The sequence below is a fragment of the Pseudomonas sp. AC112 genome (assembly GCF_979253545.1).
The window spans coordinates 2,855,727-2,875,277 of record NZ_CEEDCM010000001.1 but is presented as its reverse complement, the minus strand read 5'-3'; the positions used below and the strand labels follow the sequence as shown (position 1 = coordinate 2,875,277).

The window sequence follows — 19,551 nt, the reverse complement described above, 5'->3', positions numbered from 1 at the left end:
AAGGGCGTGCCCACCCGGCCAGACGGCATGTCTGGCCTAGTGCCCTCCTCTTGGCCTAGACTGACCCGCATCTGCTGTCCTCCGCTTTTGCTTTTAAGGCCTCTTGCATGTCCGATCCTCGCTACCAGATCGACGTCAGCGTCGTCACCCGCTTCCTGGCGGACCAATCGCAACCTGAACAGAACCGCTTCGCCTTTGCCTACACCATCACGGTGAAAAACAACGGGCTGGTGCCGGCCAAGCTGCTGTCGCGCCACTGGGTCATCACCGACGGTGACGGTCAGGTCGAAGAAGTTCGCGGTGCAGGCGTGGTTGGCCAACAGCCGTTGATCGACAGCGGCGCCAGCCACACCTACAGCAGCGGCACGGTGATGACCTCCAAGGTCGGCACCATGCAGGGCTCGTACCAGATGAAAGCCACCGACGGCCAACTGTTCGACGCCATCATTGCGCCCTTCCGTCTCGCGGTACCCGGAGCCCTGCACTGATGGCGACGTACGCGGTCGGTGACCTGCAAGGTTGCCTGGAGCCCCTCAAGTGTCTGCTTGAGCGCGTGGCCTTCGAGCCGAGCACAGACCGCCTGTGGCTGGTCGGTGACCTGGTCAATCGTGGCCCGGCATCCCTGGAGACGCTGCGTTACTTATATAGCCTGCGCGAATCCCTGGTATGCGTACTGGGCAACCACGACCTGCACCTGCTGGCGGCCGGCAATAACATCGAGCGCCTGAAAAAGGGCGACACCCTGCGCGAAATCCTCGAAGCGCCCGATCGCGCCGAATTACTCGACTGGCTGCGCCGGCAAAAAATCATGCATTACGACGAAGGCCGCAACATGGCCCTCGTCCACGCGGGCATCCCGCCCCAGTGGACACTCAAGAAAGCCCTCAAGTGTGCCGCCGAAGTCGAGAGCGCCCTGGCCGATGACAACCTGTACACCGCTTATCTTGACGGCATGTACGGTAACGAGCCGGTGAAGTGGGACAACGACCTCACGGGCGTTACGCGGCTGCGGGTGATCACCAATTACTTCACGCGCATGCGCTTCTGCACCGCGGAAGGCAAGCTGGACCTCAAGAGCAAGGAAGGTGCCGACACCGCACTGCCCGGCTACAAACCCTGGTTCGCCCACAAGGAACGCAAAACCCGCGACACGAAGATCGTCTTCGGTCACTGGGCCGCCCTTGAGGGCAAATGCGGTGAACCCGGCGTATTCGCCCTCGACACCGGTTGTGTGTGGGGCGGCGCCATGACCCTGATGAACATCGACACGGGCGAGCGCCACAGCTGCCAGTGCGAATCCCCCCTTCCCGTTACACTGCCGGCCGCCGCCAAGCGCTAGACGCCGCCGCTGCCAAGCCCAAGGAGCCCGCCATGAGCGAATTCAAACGTATCCCCCCTGAACAAGCCCAGGCCCTGCGCGAGAGAGGTGCCGTGGTGGTCGATATCCGTGACCAGCCTACTTATATGGCTGCCCACATCACCGGCGCCCAGCACCTGGACAACGTCAACATCGCCGACTTCATCCGCGCCGCCGACCTTGACGCGCCCGTGATCGTGGCCTGCTACCACGGCAATTCCAGCCAGAGCGCGGCGGCCTACCTGATCAGCCAGGGCTTCTCCGACGTCTATAGCCTGGACGGTGGCTTTGAGCTGTGGCGTACGACCTATCCTGCGGAAATTTCCTCAGGCAATTCGCAATAATTTTTTTCATACCCCGCTACCCCTCGTGTCGCTTGGGCTCGCGCCGTTTCTGACGAACGGCGCAGCCAAACTAATTGCGCATCGCGCCTTGACCTCTCCGATTCCGAACTATCCTTAAGCGCAGGCCATCCGAATCAGGGGAGAGCCGGTACACCGGCGTGCGGGTCATCGGTAGCGTTTCAGGGTGTTTGGGGGGAAAACGGCCGTTGGCGTCTGCCAATGTCTGCCAGCATCGACTGATTGATCCGGCGTCGGCTCCACGTATCGAGCGAGGTGACGACGTCATGAGTATTTTTAGCCACTTCAAAAACCGCTTCGAATCCACACAGCAGGAAGAACTCACGCTGCAAGAGTATCTCGAGCTGTGCAAACAGGATCGCAGCACCTACGCGTCTGCCGCCGAACGTCTGCTGCTGGCAATTGGCGAGCCGGAGCTGATAGACACCTCGAACAATTCGCGCCTGTCGCGAATCTTTTCCAACAAGGTGATCCGCCGCTATCCGGCCTTTGAAGACTTCCACGGAATGGAAGAATGCATTGACCAGATCGTCTCCTACTTCCGCCATGCCGCCCAAGGCCTGGAAGAGAAGAAACAGATCCTCTACCTGCTCGGGCCCGTCGGCGGCGGCAAGTCGTCCCTGGCCGAAAAGCTCAAACAGCTGATCGAGAAGGTGCCCTTCTACGCCATCAAGGGCTCACCGGTCTTCGAATCGCCCCTGGGCCTGTTCAACGCCACGGAAGATGGCGCGATCCTCGAAGAAGACTTCGGAATCCCGCGCCGCTACCTCAACACCATCATGTCGCCGTGGGCCACCAAGCGCCTGGCCGAGTTCGGCGGTGATATCAGCCAATTCCGCGTGGTGAAACTCTACCCATCGATCCTCAACCAGATCGGCGTAGCCAAGACCGAACCGGGCGACGAGAACAACCAGGATATCTCGGCCCTGGTGGGCAAGGTCGATATCCGTAAACTCGAGGAATTCCCACAGAACGACGCCGACGCCTACAGCTACTCGGGCGCACTGTGCCGGGCCAACCAGGGCCTGATGGAGTTCGTGGAGATGTTCAAGGCGCCGATCAAGGTGCTGCACCCCCTGCTTACCGCGACCCAGGAAGGCAACTACAACAGCACCGAAGGCCTGGGCGCGATTCCGTTCACCGGGATCCTGCTGGCGCACTCTAACGAATCGGAGTGGCACACCTTCCGCAACAACAAGAACAACGAAGCCTTCATCGACCGGATCTACATCGTCAAGGTGCCGTACTGCCTGCGGGTCAGCGATGAAATCAAGATCTACGACAAGCTGCTGTTCAACAGCTCCCTGTCCAAGGCTCATTGCGCACCCGACACTTTGAAGATGCTCGCCCAGTTCACCGTGCTGTCGCGCCTCAAGGAGCCGGAAAACTCGAACATCTATTCGAAGATGCGCGTGTACGACGGCGAAAACCTCAAGGACACCGATCCGAAGGCCAAATCGATCCAGGAATACCGCGACACAGCCGGCGTGGACGAGGGCATGAATGGCCTGTCGACACGCTTTGCCTTCAAGATCCTGTCCAAGGTCTTCAACTTCGACCCGCACGAGATCGCCGCCAACCCAGTGCATTTGCTCTACGTGCTGGAACAGCAGATCGAGCAGGAACAATTCCAGGCGGAGACCCGCGAGCGCTACCTGCGCTTCCTCAAGGAATACCTGGCGCCGCGCTATATCGAGTTCATCGGCAAGGAAATCCAGACCGCGTACCTGGAGTCCTACAGCGAGTACGGCCAGAACATCTTCGACCGCTACGTGCTGTACGCCGACTTCTGGATCCAGGACCAGGAATACCGCGACCCGGAAACCGGCGAAATCCTCAACCGCGTAGCGCTCAATGAGGAACTGGAAAAAATCGAGAAACCCGCCGGTATCAGCAATCCGAAGGATTTCCGTAACGAAATCGTCAACTTCGTACTGCGCGCCAGGGCCAACAACAACGGCAAGAACCCCACCTGGCTCAGCTACGAGAAGCTGCGGGTGGTCATCGAGAAGAAAATGTTCTCCAACACCGAGGATCTGCTCCCGGTCATCAGCTTCAACGCCAAGGCCAGCAAGGAGGACCAGCAAAAACACAACGACTTCGTCACACGAATGGTCGAGCGCGGCTACACCGACAAACAGGTACGGCTGCTCTCCGAGTGGTACCTGCGGGTTCGCAAATCGCAGTAAGGCAGCGACAGGCGTGCGCTGCCGGGCCTCAGGCCTGGCAGCCGACCGCTTGTCTCTAAGCTTCCAGCTCGCGGCTTGAAGCTTGTAACGTGAAGCTGCCCGGAGGGCTCCCCATGAGCTATGTGATCGACCGACGCCTCAATGGTAAGAACAAGAGCACGGTAAACCGCCAGCGTTTCCTGCGGCGTTACCGTGACCACATCAAAAAGGCCGTCGAAGAGGCCGTCAGCCGCCGTTCCATTACCGATATGGAGCATGGCGAACAAATCAGCATTCCCGGACGGGACATCGACGAACCGGTGCTGCACCACGGCCGAGGCGGTAAGCAGACCGTCGTGCACCCCGGCAACAAGGAGTTCACCACCGGCGAACACATCCAGCGCCCCCAAGGCGGTAGCGGCGGCAAAGGCCCGGGCAAGGCGGGTAACTCCGGCGAAGGCATGGACGAGTTCGTGTTCCAGATCACCCAGGAAGAATTCCTCGAATTCATGTTCGAGGACCTGGAACTGCCCAATTTGGTCAAGCGCAACCTGACCGGCACTGACACCTTCAAGACCGTGCGCGCCGGGATCAGTAACGAGGGCAACCCGTCACGCATCAATATTATTCGCACCCTGCGCTCGGCTCATGCCCGGCGTATCGCCCTTTCGGGCAGCAGCCGCGCCAAACTGAAGGAAGCCAAGGACGAATTGGCGCGCCTGAAGCGTGAAGAACCGGATAACTTCGGCGATATCCAGGAAATCGAGGCGGAAATCGAGAAACTCAGCGCGCGTATTCATCGCGTGCCCTTCCTCGACACCTTTGACTTGAAGTACAACCTGCTGGTCAAACAGCCCAATCCCAGCTCCAAGGCGGTGATGTTCTGCCTGATGGACGTGTCGGGCTCCATGACGCAGGCCACCAAGGACATCGCCAAGCGCTTTTTCATCCTGCTGTACCTGTTCCTCAAGCGGAACTACGACAAGATCGACGTCGTGTTCATTCGCCATCACACCAGCGCACGGGAAGTGGACGAAGAAGAGTTCTTCTATTCGCGGGAAACCGGCGGCACCATCGTTTCCAGCGCCTTGAAGCTGATGCAAGAGATCATGGCCGAACGCTATCCGGCCAATGAGTGGAACATCTACGCCGCCCAGGCCTCGGACGGGGACAACTGGAACGACGACTCGCCCATCTGCCGCGACATCCTGATCAACCAGATCATGCCGTTTGTGCAGTACTACACTTACGTTGAAATCACCCCCCGTGAGCACCAGGCACTGTGGTTCGAATACGAGCGCATCGGCGAAGCCTTTGCCGACACCTTCGCCCAGCAGCAATTGGTCTCGGCCGGCGATATCTACCCGGTCTTCCGTGAACTCTTCCAGCGCAGGTTAGTGACATGACCGCCAAAAAAGAGCAAAAACGCCAACCTATCTCCACGGGCTCCGAGTGGACCTTTGAACTGATCCAGGCCTATGACCGGGAAATCAGCCGCATTGCGGCGGGTTATGCCCTGGACACCTACCCCAACCAGATCGAAGTGATCACCGCCGAACAGATGATGGATGCCTATGCCTCGGTGGGCATGCCGCTGGGCTATCACCATTGGTCCTACGGCAAACACTTCCTCAGCACCGAGAAGTCCTACACTCGGGGCCAGATGGGCCTGGCCTACGAAATCGTCATCAACTCCGACCCCTGCATTGCTTACCTGATGGAAGAAAACACCATCTGCATGCAGGCACTGGTGGTGGCGCATGCCTGCTACGGGCATAACAGCTTCTTCAAGGGCAATTACCTGTTTCGCACCTGGACGGACGCCAGTTCGATCATCGATTACCTGGTGTTCGCCAAGCAGTACATCATGCAGTGCGAGGAACGCCACGGTATCGACGCGGTGGAGGACCTGCTCGACTCCTGCCACGCGCTGATGAACTATGGCGTGGACCGCTACAAACGCCCGTACCCGATCTCCGCGGAGGAAGAACGCCTGCGCCAGAAGGAACGCGAGGAACACCTGCAGAAACAGATCAACGACCTGTGGCGCACCATCCCCAAGCGCGCTGGCAAGAACAGCGACAAGGACAATGCACGCTTCCCCGCCGAACCCCAGGAAAACATCCTGTATTTCCTGGAAAAGCACGCCCCCTTGCTTGAACCTTGGCAACGGGAAATCGTGCGCATCGTGCGCAAGATCGCCCAATATTTTTATCCACAGCGCCAGACCCAGGTCATGAACGAAGGCTGGGCAACGTTCTGGCACTACACGCTCATGAATGACCTGTACGACGAAGGCCTGGTCACCGATGGCTTCATGATGGAGTTCCTGACCTCTCACACCAGCGTAGTCTTCCAACCCGGCTTCGACAGCCCTTACTACAACGGCATCAACCCCTATGCGCTGGGCTTTGCCATGTACCGCGACATTCGGCGCATGTGCGAACACCCTACCGAGGAAGACCGCCGCTGGTTCCCGGAAATCGCTGGCAGCGATTGGTTGTCCACCATCAAGTTCGCCATGAGCAGCTTCAAGGATGAGAGCTTTATCCTGCAGTACCTGTCGCCTCAGGTGATCCGAGATCTCAAGCTGTTCAGCATTCTCGACGATGACCTCAAGGATGACCTGGTGGTGCCGGCGATCCACGACGAACCTGGCTACCGCACCATCCGCGAAACCCTGGCGGCGCAGTACAACCTGGGCAATCGCGAACCCAACGTGCAGATCTACAGCATCGATGTGCGTGGCGATCGCTCGCTGACCTTGCGTCACCAGCAGCACGACCGCAAACCTTTGGGCGAGTCCACCGAGGAGGTGCTCAAGCACTTGCACCGGCTATGGGGCTTCGATATCCATCTGGAAACCCTGCAAGGCGATCAGGTGATGAAGACCCATCATGTGCCACCGCGCACCGATCACAACGACAACGACTACGGCCGCCTGGACCTGGCCGTCGTACATCTCTGAAACAGCAAAGCCTCCATTGGCCAGGCACAGGCGGTATCCTGTGGCGCTAATGGAGGCTTTTTCATGAAAATCTACAAAGTCGGCGGTGCCGTGCGGGATCGCCTGCTGGGCATCAAGGTCACTGACATCGACCGCGTCGTCGTGGGCGCAACCACCGAGGAGATGCTGGCCAGGGGCTTCAAGCCTGTGGGCGCAGACTTCCCGGTATTCCTGGACCCGAAAAACGGCGACGAATACGCCTTGGCCCGTACCGAACGCAAGAGCGGCCGGGGCTACGGCGGCTTTGTGTTTCATGCCAGCCCCGACGTTACCCTGGAAGAGGACCTGATCCGTCGCGACCTGACCATTAATGCGATGGCGGAAGACGACGACGGCAACTTGACCGATCCCTATCACGGCCAGCGTGATCTTGAAGCACGCATTCTGCGCCACGTTTCCCCGGCGTTCGCCGAAGACCCATTACGTGTACTGCGAGTCGCGCGCTTTGCTGCGCGTTATGCGCACTTGGGTTTTACCATCGCGCCGGAAACGCTGAAACTCGTGCGTCAACTCAGCGAATCCGGCGAGCTGGAAGCCCTGACGCCTGAGCGCAGCTGGAAAGAAATATCCCGGGCACTGATGGAGGATCAGCCTCAGGTGTTCATCCAAGTACTGCGCGACTGTAATGCGCTGAAAACCTTGATGCCTGAGGTCGATGCACTATTTGGTGTACCGCAACCCGCAGTCCATCACCCGGAAATCGATACCGGCCTGCACACCTTGAGCGTGTTGGAACAGGCTGCACTGCACCAGCAGCCGCTGACTGTGCGCTGGGCCTGCCTGCTTCACGACCTGGGCAAAGGCACGACACCTGTGGATAAGTTGCCGCAGCACATTGCCCATGAACACCGGGGTTTGGAGCTGATCAAGGCTGTCAATGAACGCTTCAAAGTACCGAAGGATTGCCAGGAATTGGCGTTGCTGGTGGGCCAATACCACACTCACGGCCATCGGGCACTTGAGCTAAGAGCCTCGACGTTGCTGGAATTGCTGCAGAGCTTTGACGTGTATCGTCGGCCACAGCGCTTTGAAGAGTTTGTGGTCGCCTGCGAGATGGACGCCCGAGGCCGCAAGGGGCTGGAGCAAAGAAGTTATCCACAAGCGGATTATTTGCGTGGGGCCGCGAAGGCAGCTCGCGAAGTGGCGGTTGCCCCCTTGCTGGAGAAGGGTTTCAAAGGCCCTGAGCTGGGCGAGGCCCTCAAGCGCGAACGGCTCAAGGCCCTAAAAATCTACAAAGAACACCACGCACAATTGTAGGAGCCCGGCTTGCCGGCGATAGCGAACTCAGGAACGCCATCGCCGGCAAGCCAGCTCCTACAGGACAGTGTTCGGTGTGAGCGGCTGGCCCTGCCACTCAAACGCGACAGGCACCAAAATCTACAAAGAACACCACACACAATTGTAGGAGCCCGGCTTGCCGGCGATGGCATCCTCAAGAACGCCATCGCCGGCAAGCCGGACTCCTACAGGAGACTGTTCGGCGTGAGTGGTTGGCCCTGCCATTCAAACGCGACAGGCGCCAGCATCTGGTCAATCTGCGCGTCGCGCCATAGCTCAGCCAGGCTCTTGCCCACTTCAGGGTGTACGCGCGCGGGCGCCATCAACGACAGCGGCCACAGCACAAACGCGTTCTTCAGGATCTCTGCACGCGGCAGTATCAAACCATCGAAATTGCCCACTAGATCGCCATACAACAGCACGTCTATATCCAGCGGCAGACCCTTGCGATCCGGCGCGTAGCGGCCATTGTCGGCCTCAATGAACTTCAAACGGCGATCCAGCTCCATCAACGGCAGATCGGTGTAGGCCGACACCACCAGGTTGAAGAACGGCCCGCTCTTGATACCCACTGGCTGGCTTTCGAACACCGGCGAACAACGCACATCCGTCAGGAAACTCGCCAACGCGTCCAGACCGGCGCACAGATGCCGCTCACGCTCAATATTGCTGCCTAGCCCTAGGTAAACCTGAGTTAGCGACATCCGCGCTCGATCTCCACGCCCACGCCCTTGGCAGCCGGCACGGCGCCTGGCTTGGTCAGTTTGAGGTGCAACCAGGGAATCTGGAATTCACTCATCAACACGTCGGCCAGGCGTTCGGCAAAGGTTTCCACCAGCTGGAACTGGGACTGTTCGGCAAACGCCTGGATACGGACGGACACGCTGGCGTAATCCAGTGCCAAGGTCAGGTCGTCACCAGCGGCGGCCGGGCGATTATCCCAGGCGAAGCTCAGGTCCAGGCGCAGGCATTGGCGGATTCCGCGCTCCCAGTCGTAGGCCCCGATGACGGTGTCGACTTCCAGGCCTTCGATAAACACTCTGTCCAAGCACTCTTCTCCGCAGCACGACAAGGGCGCGATGCCCCGTTAGAATCAGGGCGTCCTCGCCCGGAATAGTTAGCATGTTTTGGTCACTGGCGGTTTTCGCCTACCTGCTCGGCTCGCTGTCCTTCGCCATCTTGCTCAGCCGCCTGACGGGAAATCCCGACCCGCGAATGAGTGGCTCAGGCAATGCCGGCGCCACCAATATGTTGCGCCTGGCCGGCAAGAAGCTCGCCGTACTGACGCTTTTGGGTGACGTCTGCAAGGGCCTGTTGCCCGTGCTGATCGCCAGCCTCGCCGGCCTTACCCTGCAACAGCAGGCCTGGATCGGCGTATGCGCGGTCCTGGGCCATCTGTTTCCACTGTACTTCCGCTTTCGCGGTGGCAAAGGCGTCGCCACGGCTGCCGGCATGTTGCTGGGGATCTACCCACCAGCAGCGTTGCTGGCCGTTCTCGCCTGGCTGCTGACGTTCTACCTGACCCGCACCAGCTCACTCGCCGCGCTGATCGCCACTCCGCTCACCCTGCCGCTACTGGCCTGGCAGGAACCGGCGGCATTGCTGCCGATGAGCGTACTGACACTGTTGATCGTCTGGCGCCACCGGGGCAATTTACGCGACCTGTTTGCCGGGCGCGAACGGCATTTTTAAATACGTTCGCTGAGCCCGGCGCACGTTACAGCGTTACAGCGGCGACAATTGCTCCATCGGCCAGCGCGCCTGCACGCTGATCGCCAGGCTTTCATGCTGCCCGGCCTGCAGGCGCTGGCAACCGGCATAGGCGATCATCGCGCCATTGTCGGTGCAGAACTCCGGCCGTGCGTAAAACACATCGCCTTTCATGTCGCCGAGCATTTTTTCCAGTGAAGTGCGCAAGGCCTTGTTGGCGCTGACGCCGCCTGCGATCACCAGGCGCTTCATGCCCGCCTGTTTAAGGGCGCGCTTGCACTTGATGGTCAAAGTCTCCACCACGGCCTGCTGGAACGCCAGTGCGATGTCGCAACGGGCTTGCTCACTGTCGTCCCCGGCGCTGACGCTCTGCTGCCAGGTGTTCAGCGCAGAGGTTTTCAAGCCGCTGAAGCTGAACATCAAGCCAGGGCGATCACACATCGGGCGCGGGAAGGTGTAGCGACCGGCAACACCCTTTTCGGCGAGACGGGCGATTTCCGGTCCACCCGGATAATTGAGGCCCATCATCTTCGCGGTCTTGTCGAAAGCTTCCCCGGCGGCGTCATCCAGGGACTCACCCAAAAGAGTGTATTGACCGATGCCATCCACCTGAACCAACTGCGTATGACCGCCAGAAACCAACAAAGCGACGAACGGGAACTGTGGCGGTGTTTTTTCCAGCATCGGCGCCAGTAAATGGCCTTCCATATGATGCACACCGAGGGCCGGAATACCCCAGGCAAAGGCCAGCGCCTGGGCGCAAGAGGCCCCCACCAGCAGGGCTCCAACCAATCCAGGCCCGGCGGTATAGGCAATGGCGTCGATTTCGGTCGGCACACAGCCGGCCTCATCCAGCACCTGCCGAATCAGGGGCAGCATACGCTTGACGTGATCACGGCTGGCCAGCTCCGGCACCACGCCGCCATAGGCGCGGTGCAGGTCGATCTGGCTGAACAGCGCATCGGCCAGGAGCCCGCGTTCACTGTCGTAAAGTGCGACACCGGTTTCGTCGCAGGAGGTTTCAAGTCCCAGTACTAGCATGGGTTTGCGCCTTGTAGAGGCTGAATTCGAAGGCGCGCATAATAGTCGCCACTCCCCCTCCCGACTAGCGGTTTTCGATCAGAGGCTTTGCATTCCGGGCAATGAGGGGTTAACATCCGCAACCCTTAAAAACCGACGACCTCAGCCGCGAATTTTTTGCGACGAGAACGTTGATCCCGGTAATGAAAGAAGGTAGCTCTGGATGCCAGCCGTCAAAGTTAAAGAGAACGAACCCTTCGACGTAGCTCTGCGTCGTTTCAAGCGCTCCTGCGAAAAAGCCGGTGTACTGGCTGAAGTTCGTAGCCGCGAATTTTACGAGAAGCCTACTTCTGAGCGTAAGCGTAAAGCAGCAGCCGCTGTTAAGCGTCACGCCAAGAAAGTTCAGCGCGAACAGCGCCGCGCCGTTCGTCTGTACTAATACACAGACGTCTGTAGCAAGCTTCTGCCAAGCCCGGCCCTCAGCCGGGCTATTGGCATTTGCGGATATCGCTTGATGCTTCACTGTTGACGCCGCACACGCGACTGAGACAACTGCTTCACACGTCAGGACTGGCTTTTTGCCAGCGGTGCACGTCTCTTCTGACGAGTCTAACAAGGCTACTGACGAGCACACTCATTCTGTAAACAGGCGACCCACTGTGTCGACTGTGCCTATCGAAGCGTATCCGAGGCCCGCCATTGGCCAAGACCGGACGCCGGGGCAACATTTCCACACCGATGACTGATCAGAAATTAACGTCAGTGAATATTCGGCAGATACACTTCCGTACAACCCATGCAGTCGCTAGATGCTCGAGCACTCGATACGCGCGCTTGGACACTTCACGGGCCCTCATTTACACGCAGTGATGACGAGAACGCCATGGCCGGGCTGATTCCCCAGAGCTTTATTGACGACCTTCTGAACCGCACCGACATCGTCGATGTTGTCAGCTCGCGCGTGCAAATGAAGAAGGCTGGCAAGAACTACACCGCCTGCTGCCCGTTCCACAAGGAAAAGACCCCGTCGTTCAGCGTGAGCCCCGACAAGCAGTTCTACTACTGTTTCGGTTGCGGCGCGGGCGGCAATGCCCTCGGCTTCATCATGGACCACGACAACCTGGACTTCCCCCAGGCCGTCGAGGAACTGGCAAAAGCCGCCGGCATGGAAATCCCCCGCGAAGAAAGTGGCCGCCCGCACAAACCGCGGCAACCCACGGATTCGCCGCTGTACCCGTTGCTGACTGCCGCTGCCGACTTCTACCGTCAGGCGCTTAAAAGCCATCCGCAACGTAAGGCAGCCGTCGACTACCTCAAGGGTCGCGGCCTCACGGGTGAGATCGCCCGCGACTTCGGCCTGGGGTTCGCCCCACCCGGCTGGGACAACCTGTACAAACACCTGAGCAGCGACACTCTCCAGCAAAAAGCCATGATCGACGCAGGCCTGCTGGTGGAAAACGCCGAGACCGGCAAGCGCTACGACCGATTCCGCGACCGCGTGATGTTCCCGATCCGCGACAGCCGGGGCCGCATCATCGCCTTTGGTGGCCGCGTGCTGGGGGACGACAAGCCCAAGTACCTGAACTCGCCGGAAACCCCCGTGTTCCACAAAGGCCAGGAACTCTATGGCTTGTTCGAAGCGCGCAAGAACAACCGCAACCTCGACGAGATCATCGTGGTTGAAGGCTATATGGACGTGATCGCGCTCGCCCAACAGGGCCTGCGCAACGCCGTCGCCACCCTCGGCACCGCTACCAGCGAAGAGCACATGAAACGCCTGTTTCGCGTGGTGCCCAGCGTGCTGTTCTGTTTCGACGGCGACCAGGCGGGCCGAAACGCTGCCTGGCGTGCGCTGGAGGCGACGCTGTCGAGCCTGCAGGACGGCCGTCGCGCGCGCTTTCTGTTCCTGCCCGAAGGCGAAGACCCGGACACCCTGGTGCGCTCCGAAGGCACCGACGCGTTTCGCGCGCGCATCAATCAACACGCACAGCCGCTGGCAGACTATTTCTTCCAGCAACTGACCGAAGAAGCCGACCCGCGCTCCCTCGAGGGCAAGGCCCACATGGCCACCCTCGCCGCCCCGCTGATCGACAAAGTACCCGGCGCCAACCTGAAATCACTGATGCGCATGCGCTTGCTGGAAATCACTGGGCTTAGCGGTGAAGCCGTCAGCCAGCTGGTGCACAACGCACCCCATGATGCGGCGCCACCGGCCTACGACCCAGGCATGGATTACGACGCCATGCCGGACTACTCCGACTTCCATCAACCGCAGGAGGCCTACGCGCCCCAGCAGGAATGGACGCCGAAGAAACCCGGCGCCGGCGGCAAGAAATGGGACAAGAAACCCTGGAGCAAAAACGGCAAGCGCGGTGACGGCGATGAGGCCTATGCCCCACGCACCCCGGTTGCCGTGGAAGCGCCGACATTGATTGCGCTGCGCACGCTCATCCACCACCCGCAACTGGCGGAAAAGGTCGAGAGCGCCGATCACTTTGCCAACGAGAGCAATACCTACGCCCAGGTGCTGATCGCCTTGATCGAGGCGGTACAGAAAAATCCTAAGCTAAACTCAATTCAGTTGATGGCGCGTTGGCATGGCACCGAACAGGGCCGGTTATTGAAAGCCCTCGCAGAAAAGGAGTGGCTAATTGACGGCGATAACCTTGAACAACAGTTTTTAGACACCATTACTAGGTTATCCGCGGGTCAGCACACGCAGACCCTCGATGAACTCATCAAGAGAGCAAGGCAGCCGGGATTATCGGCTGAAGAGCAAATTCAGATAGCAAAACAGATGCGCGACCTCTTAAAACAGAATGTTTCCGCATCAAACCCGACCTCAGCTGGCGTGTGAGGTCATAGCTCGGGTATAATCCTCGGCTTGTTTTTTGCCCGCCAAGACCTTCAGTGGATAGGGTGTTATGTCCGGAAAAGCGCAACAGCAGTCTCGTATCAAAGAGTTGATCGTTCTCGGTCGTGAGCAGGGTTACCTGACTTACGCGGAGGTCAACGACCACCTGCCTGAGGATATTTCAGATCCAGAGCAGGTGGAAGACATCATCCGCATGATTAACGACATGGGGATCAACGTATTCGAAGCTGCGCCAGATAAGGATTCCCTTATGCTGGCGGACGCCGATACCGACGAGGCTGCCGCTGAAGAAGCGGCCGCCGCGCTGGCTGCTGTGGAGACCGATATCGGTCGTACCACCGACCCTGTGCGCATGTATATGCGTGAAATGGGTACCGTCGAGCTGCTGACACGCGAAGGCGAAATCGAAATCGCCAAGCGTATCGAAGAGGGCATCCGTGAAGTGATGGGCGCAATTGCGCACTTCCCTGGCACGGTTGACCATATTCTCTCCGAGTACACCCGCGTCACCACCGAAGGTGGCCGCCTGTCCGACGTCCTGAGTGGTTACATCGACCCGGACGACGGCATCGCGCCGCCTGCCGCCGAAGTGCCGCCGCCTGTCGATGCCAAGGCTGCAAAAGCGGACGACGACTCCGAAGACGACGACGCTGAAGCCAGCGGCGACGATGAAGATGAAGTTGAAAGCGGTCCAGACCCGATCATCGCTGCCCAGCGTTTCGGTGCCGTTTCCGACCAAATGGAAATCACCCGCAAGGCGCTGAAAAAGCACGGTCGTGGCAACAAGCAGGCGATTGCCGAGCTGTTGGCCCTGGCTGAGCTGTTCATGCCGATCAAGCTGGTGCCGAAGCAATTCGAAGGCCTGGTTGAGCGTGTTCGCAGCGCCCTTGAGCGTCTGCGTGCACAAGAGCGTGCGATCATGCAGCTCTGTGTCCGTGATGCGCGCATGCCGCGTGCCGACTTCCTGCGCCAGTTCCCGGGCAACGAAGTAGACGAAAGCTGGACCGACGCACTGGCCAAGGGCAAGGCGAAATACGCCGAAGCCATTGGTCGCCTGCAGCCGGACATCATTCGCTGCCAGCAGAAGCTGACCGCGCTTGAGACCGAAACCGGCCTGACGATTGCCGAGATCAAGGACATCAACCGTCGCATGTCGATCGGTGAGGCCAAGGCCCGCCGCGCGAAGAAAGAGATGGTCGAAGCCAACTTGCGTCTGGTGATCTCCATCGCCAAGAAGTACACCAACCGTGGCCTGCAATTCCTCGACCTGATCCAGGAAGGCAACATCGGCTTGATGAAAGCTGTGGACAAGTTCGAATACCGTCGCGGCTACAAGTTCTCGACTTATGCCACCTGGTGGATCCGTCAGGCGATCACTCGCTCGATCGCCGACCAGGCCCGCACCATCCGTATTCCGGTGCACATGATCGAGACGATCAACAAGCTCAACCGCATTTCCCGGCAGATGTTGCAGGAAATGGGTCGCGAACCGACCCCGGAAGAGCTGGGCGAACGCATGGAAATGCCTGAGGATAAAATCCGCAAGGTATTGAAGATCGCTAAAGAGCCGATCTCCATGGAAACCCCGATTGGTGATGACGAAGACTCCCATCTGGGTGACTTCATCGAAGACTCGACCATGCAGTCGCCAATCGATGTCGCCACCGTTGAGAGCCTTAAAGAAGCGACTCGCGACGTACTGTCCGGCCTCACTGCCCGTGAAGCCAAGGTACTGCGCATGCGTTTCGGCATCGACATGAATACCGACCACACCCTTGAGGAAGTCGGTAAGCAGTTTGACGTGACCCGTGAGCGGATCCGTCAGATCGAAGCCAAGGCGCTGCGCAAGTTGCGCCACCCGACGCGAAGCGAGCATCTGCGCTCCTTCCTCGACGAGTGATACCAGAACCCCCGGCCCAGGCCGGGGGTTTTGCTTTCTACAGATAAAATCCCAAGCAACACCCCTCCCCCGCAATGCCCGTCTACACTCGAAACATTCCCCGTGCCATAACGAGACCGTTATGCCCAGACTGCCGGCCGTGTTACTGCTGTCGCTGCTGACCTGGACCGCAACGGCTGGCGCGTTGACTCTTAGCGATGATGAGCGTGGCTGGCTGGCGGACCATCAGGAGTTGCGCCTGGGGGTGGACGCCTCTTGGCCGCCCTTTGAATACCGTGACGAAGACGGTCGCTACCAAGGCTTGGCGGCCGATTACGTGCGCCTGATCCAGGATCGCCTGGGTGTGCGAGTCAAGTTGATCGAGCCTGTTAACTGGAGCGCCGTGCTGGAGCAAGCCCGGAACAACCAGCTCGACCTGCTGCCCGGCATCATGTCTACGCCCGAGCGCCAGGGCTACATGGCGTTCACTCGCCCGTACCTGGACTTTCCCATCGTCATCCTGGCCCATGAAGGCGGCGCCAAACCGCGCACCCTGAAGGACCTCTACGGCTTGAAGATTGCCGTGGTGGAAAACTACGCACCCCATGAACTGCTGCGCACCCATCATCCCGATCTCAACCTGGTGGCCATGCCCAACGTCAGCTCGACGCTGCAGGCCCTGGCCACCGATGAAGTGGATGCGGTGGTTGGCGACCTCGCCTCAAGTGTCTGGAGCCTGCGCCAACTCAAGCTCGACGGCTTGTACGTCAGCGGCGAAACCCCCTACCGCTACCAATTGGCGATGGGAGTACCGCGTGACAACAAAATGCTCGTGGGCATCCTCGACAAGGTGCTGGCCGACCTCAGCCCGGAGGAAACCGACGCGATCCAGCAACATTGGGTCGGCAGCTTTACCGACCATCGTACGTTCTGGACGGACCTGTTGATTTACGGCCTACCCGCCGTGCTCCTGCTGAGCACCGTTTTGGCCGTGGTGATTCGGATCAATCGCCGGCTCAGCTCAGAAATTTCCCGCCGCGTCGCCCTCGAACAGGAACTGCGCAGCAGCGAATACCACTACCGCGGCTTGGTGGAGAGCCTGTCCGCTATCGCCTGGGAAGCCAGTGTCACCGACTTCACCTACAGCTACGTGTCGCCGCATGCCGAGGAATTACTCGGCTATCCCCGTGCGCATTGGCTGATTCCAGGCTTCTGGCGCAACATCATTCACCCGGCCGACCTGACGCGCACCGAAGCCTATTGCTACCGCGAGACCCGCGCCAACCGCGACCACAGCATCGATTATCGCGTAATCACCGCCGACGGCCGCTGCCTGTGGGTGCGCGACATCGTCAGCCTGATCGAACACGGGCATGAGCCGGTACTGCGCGGCTTGATGATCGATATCAGCGAGGCCAAGCGCACCGAGGAAGCCTTGCAGCTGTCCGAGCAGAAATTCGCCTCGGTATTCCAGCAATGCCCGGACATGTTAGTGATTGCACGCCTGTCCGATGGCTGCCTGCTGGAGGTCAACAAGGCATTCGAAGACCAGATAGGTCTCAAGGCCGAACAAGTGGTGGGCAAAACCGCTACCGAATTGAATATCTGGGGTATCCAGGGCGTGGGTCCGGACCTGCTGCAACGGGTGCAGACCACCAGCATCCGCAACCTGGAAATGCCCTTTCTGCGCAGCAATGGCCAAGCCTTCACCGGGTTGATTTCTGCCGAGCCGTTTCAACTCGATACCATTGAAGCCATTGTGGTGGTGGTACGCGACATCACTCAGCTCAAGGAAACCCAGCAACAGCTGCAGACCTCCGAAGAGAAGTTCGCCAAGGCCTTCCACGCCTCCCCCGACGGCTTGCTGCTGAGCCGACAGCGCGATGGTCTGTTGATTGAAGTGAACGATGGCTTCAGTCGGATTACCGGCTTCAATAGCACGGCCTCCCTCGACCAATCGACGCTGGACCTGGGCATCTGGGTCGATCTCAATGAACGCAAACACATGCTCGAGCTGATGCAGCGCGATGGTTTTGTGCGTGATTTCATCTGCCATATACGCCGCAGCGATGGCCAGATCCGCCTTTGCGAATTGTCCAGCCGCCCACTGCCGATCGGCGACGACGACTGCATGCTGACCATCGCGCGGGATATCACCGAGCGCCAACTGATGCAGGAAAAACTGCAACAAGCCGCCACCGTGTTCGAGAGCACGGCAGAAGGCGTATTGATCACCGATACCCAACAGAACATCAGCGCCGTCAACCGCGCCTTCAGCGAAATTACCGGCTACAGCGAAACCGAAGCCCTCGGCCAGACCCCTCGCCTGCTAGCCTCCGGCCTGCATGACAGCGCCTTCTACGCCGCCATGTGGCACCAGTTGACCGCGCAGGGTCACTGGCAGGGTGAGATTTCCAACCGCCGCAAGAGCGGCGAGCTGTACCCAAGCTGGCTGACGATCAGTGCCGTGCGCAACCGAGAACACTTGGTCACCCACTTTGTCGCGGTGTTTGCCGACATCTCCAGCCTCAAGCTCGCCCAGGCGCGCCTCGACTACCAGGCACACCACGACCCCTTGACCGGCCTGCCCAACCGCACGCTGTTTGAAAGCCGGCTGCAGGCAGCCCTCAACGGGCAGCAAGAAACCGGCAAGCAAGGCGCCGTGCTGTTTCTGGACCTGGATCGCTTCAAACACATCAATGACAGCCTCGGCCACCCGATTGGTGACCTGCTGCTCAAAGACATCGCCGTACGCCTCAAGGAACAACTGCGCGACATCGACACCGTCGCTCGCTTGGGCGGTGACGAGTTCATCATCCTGCTCCCCGGCCTGCAACACGCCAGCGACGCCCAGTACCTGGCCAATAAACTGCTGGCCTGCTTCACGCCGCCGTTCCAGGCCGGCGAGCATGAGTTCTTTATCAGCGCCAGCATCGGCACCAGCCTGTACCCCCAGGACGGCACCGACGTCGCCACCCTGGTCAAGAACGCCGACGCCGCGATGTACCGCTCCAAGGCCAAAGGGCGCAACCGCGTCGAAAGCTATACCCGCGACCTCACCGCCCAGGCCAACGAACGCGTGGCACTCGAACATGAACTGCGCCGCGCCATCGAGCGCGACGAGCTGAGCCTGTACTACCAACCAAAACTGAGCCTGGAGACCCAGGCACTGATCGGCGCCGAAGCGCTGATCCGCTGGCGCCACCCCACCTTTGGCGACGTGCCGCCCGAACATTTCATTGCCCTGGCCGAAGAGAACGGCATGATCCTGCAGATCGGTGACTGGGTACTGGAACAGGCCTGCCGACAACTGCACGCCTGGCAAGGCATGTTCGACGATTTCGGCCCGCTGTCGGTGAACCTGGCCGGCGCCCAACTGCGCCACCCCGGCCTGCTCGGTCGCATCGAACAGCTACTGCGCGACTACCGACTCGACCCAGGCTGCCTGCAACTGGAGATCACCGAAAACTTCATCATGAGCCAGGCCGAAGAAGCGCTGGAAGTCCTACACCAACTCAAGGACTTGGGCGTGCAACTGGCAATCGATGATTTCGGCACCGGCTATTCCTCCCTCAGCTACCTCAAGCGCTTGCCGCTGGACTTCCTCAAGATCGACCAATCCTTCGTCCGCGGCCTGCCCGATGACCCCCACGATGCCGCCATCGTCCGCGCCATCATCGCACTGGGCCACAGCATGCAATTCACTATCATTGCCGAAGGCGTGGAGAACCCCGCACAGCAAGCCTTCCTGGCCGCCGAAGGCTGCGAACAGATGCAAGGCTACATCGTCAGCCTGCCGTTACCGCCTGAGCTTTTTGCCGCGACGTTTCTTCGTATGAGCATTGAGGATTTTTCGGATGGCACAGCGGGGAAACCATCGTTATAATCCGCGACC

General features: G+C 59.7%; 15 protein-coding genes. 12 read left to right on the top strand and 3 right to left on the bottom strand.

Features of this window, described 5'->3' with window-relative positions; genetic code table 11:
• The first annotated feature begins 107 nt into the window (after nt 1-107).
• The 7 genes from apaG (at nt 108) to AC0IYN_RS13240 (ending at nt 8,151) form a co-directional block, all read left to right on the top strand.
• Nucleotides 108-488 (top strand): Co2+/Mg2+ efflux protein ApaG, encoded by a 381-nt coding sequence (gene apaG / locus AC0IYN_RS13270; RefSeq protein ID WP_010206973.1) that lies wholly within the window; start codon nt 108-110, stop codon nt 486-488.
• Nucleotides 488-1,339 (top strand): symmetrical bis(5'-nucleosyl)-tetraphosphatase, encoded by an 852-nt coding sequence (locus AC0IYN_RS13265; RefSeq protein WP_457249183.1) that lies wholly within the window; start codon nt 488-490, stop codon nt 1,337-1,339. Before apaG ends, AC0IYN_RS13265 begins: the two co-directional genes overlap by 1 nt.
• A 32-nt stretch (nt 1,340-1,371) precedes the next feature.
• Nucleotides 1,372-1,701 (top strand): thiosulfate sulfurtransferase GlpE, encoded by a 330-nt coding sequence (gene glpE, locus AC0IYN_RS13260; protein ID WP_406600000.1) that lies wholly within the window; start codon nt 1,372-1,374, stop codon nt 1,699-1,701.
• Between the two features lie 284 nt (nt 1,702-1,985).
• Nucleotides 1,986-3,908, top strand: a complete 1,923-nt coding sequence (locus tag AC0IYN_RS13255) for a PrkA family serine protein kinase (protein ID WP_078050428.1) — start codon at nt 1,986-1,988, stop codon at nt 3,906-3,908.
• 113 nt (nt 3,909-4,021) lie between these two features.
• A complete protein-coding gene (locus tag AC0IYN_RS13250) occupies nt 4,022-5,293 on the top strand; it encodes a YeaH/YhbH family protein (RefSeq protein WP_406600001.1) in 1,272 nt (423 codons plus the stop codon).
• Nucleotides 5,290-6,855: a SpoVR family protein gene (locus tag AC0IYN_RS13245; RefSeq protein WP_010206982.1), complete on the top strand. Its 1,566-nt coding sequence runs from the start codon at nt 5,290-5,292 to the stop codon at nt 6,853-6,855. Before AC0IYN_RS13250 ends, AC0IYN_RS13245 begins: the two co-directional genes overlap by 4 nt.
• Nucleotides 6,856-6,918: 63 nt before the next feature.
• Nucleotides 6,919-8,151, top strand: a complete 1,233-nt coding sequence (locus AC0IYN_RS13240; RefSeq protein ID WP_406600002.1) for a multifunctional CCA addition/repair protein — start codon at nt 6,919-6,921, stop codon at nt 8,149-8,151.
• A 206-nt stretch (nt 8,152-8,357) separates the two neighbouring features.
• Here AC0IYN_RS13240 and folK read toward each other — a convergent pair whose 3' ends face one another.
• Complete coding sequence (gene folK, locus AC0IYN_RS13235; RefSeq protein WP_457239617.1) at nt 8,358-8,876, bottom strand: 2-amino-4-hydroxy-6-hydroxymethyldihydropteridine diphosphokinase; 519 nt, start codon at nt 8,874-8,876, stop codon at nt 8,358-8,360.
• A complete protein-coding gene (folB, locus tag AC0IYN_RS13230) occupies nt 8,867-9,220 on the bottom strand; it encodes a dihydroneopterin aldolase (RefSeq protein ID WP_406596715.1) in 354 nt (117 codons plus the stop codon). The genes folK and folB overlap by 10 nt, the downstream gene beginning before the upstream one ends.
• A gap of 74 nt (nt 9,221-9,294) precedes the next feature.
• Between folB and plsY the strand changes: the two genes are divergently transcribed.
• The gene (plsY, locus tag AC0IYN_RS13225) at nt 9,295-9,864 is read left to right on the top strand and encodes a glycerol-3-phosphate 1-O-acyltransferase PlsY (RefSeq protein ID WP_078050433.1); all 570 of its coding nucleotides are present in this window, start codon (nt 9,295-9,297) and stop codon (nt 9,862-9,864) included.
• A 33-nt stretch (nt 9,865-9,897) separates the two neighbouring features.
• Here plsY and tsaD read toward each other — a convergent pair whose 3' ends face one another.
• Entirely contained in the window at nt 9,898-10,923 is a 1,026-nt protein-coding gene (gene tsaD / locus AC0IYN_RS13220) for a tRNA (adenosine(37)-N6)-threonylcarbamoyltransferase complex transferase subunit TsaD (protein WP_015886185.1), read from the bottom strand.
• Between the two features lie 202 nt (nt 10,924-11,125).
• Here tsaD and rpsU point away from each other — a divergent pair, with 202 nt between their 5' ends.
• From rpsU to AC0IYN_RS13200, 4 genes are all read left to right on the top strand, one after another.
• Entirely contained in the window at nt 11,126-11,341 is a 216-nt protein-coding gene (rpsU, locus tag AC0IYN_RS13215; RefSeq protein WP_002551877.1) for a 30S ribosomal protein S21, read from the top strand.
• A 444-nt stretch (nt 11,342-11,785) separates the two neighbouring features.
• A complete protein-coding gene (gene dnaG / locus AC0IYN_RS13210) occupies nt 11,786-13,759 on the top strand; it encodes a DNA primase (protein ID WP_078050435.1) in 1,974 nt (657 codons plus the stop codon).
• A 67-nt stretch (nt 13,760-13,826) separates the two neighbouring features.
• Nucleotides 13,827-15,677, top strand: a complete 1,851-nt coding sequence (rpoD, locus tag AC0IYN_RS13205) for an RNA polymerase sigma factor RpoD (RefSeq protein WP_034109669.1) — start codon at nt 13,827-13,829, stop codon at nt 15,675-15,677.
• Between the two features lie 121 nt (nt 15,678-15,798).
• Nucleotides 15,799-19,542 carry an EAL domain-containing protein gene (locus tag AC0IYN_RS13200; RefSeq protein ID WP_471841719.1) on the top strand — a complete coding sequence of 1,248 codons (3,744 nt, stop codon included), beginning with the start codon at nt 15,799-15,801 and terminating at the stop codon, nt 19,540-19,542.
• The last annotated feature ends 9 nt before the right edge of the window (nt 19,543-19,551 follow it).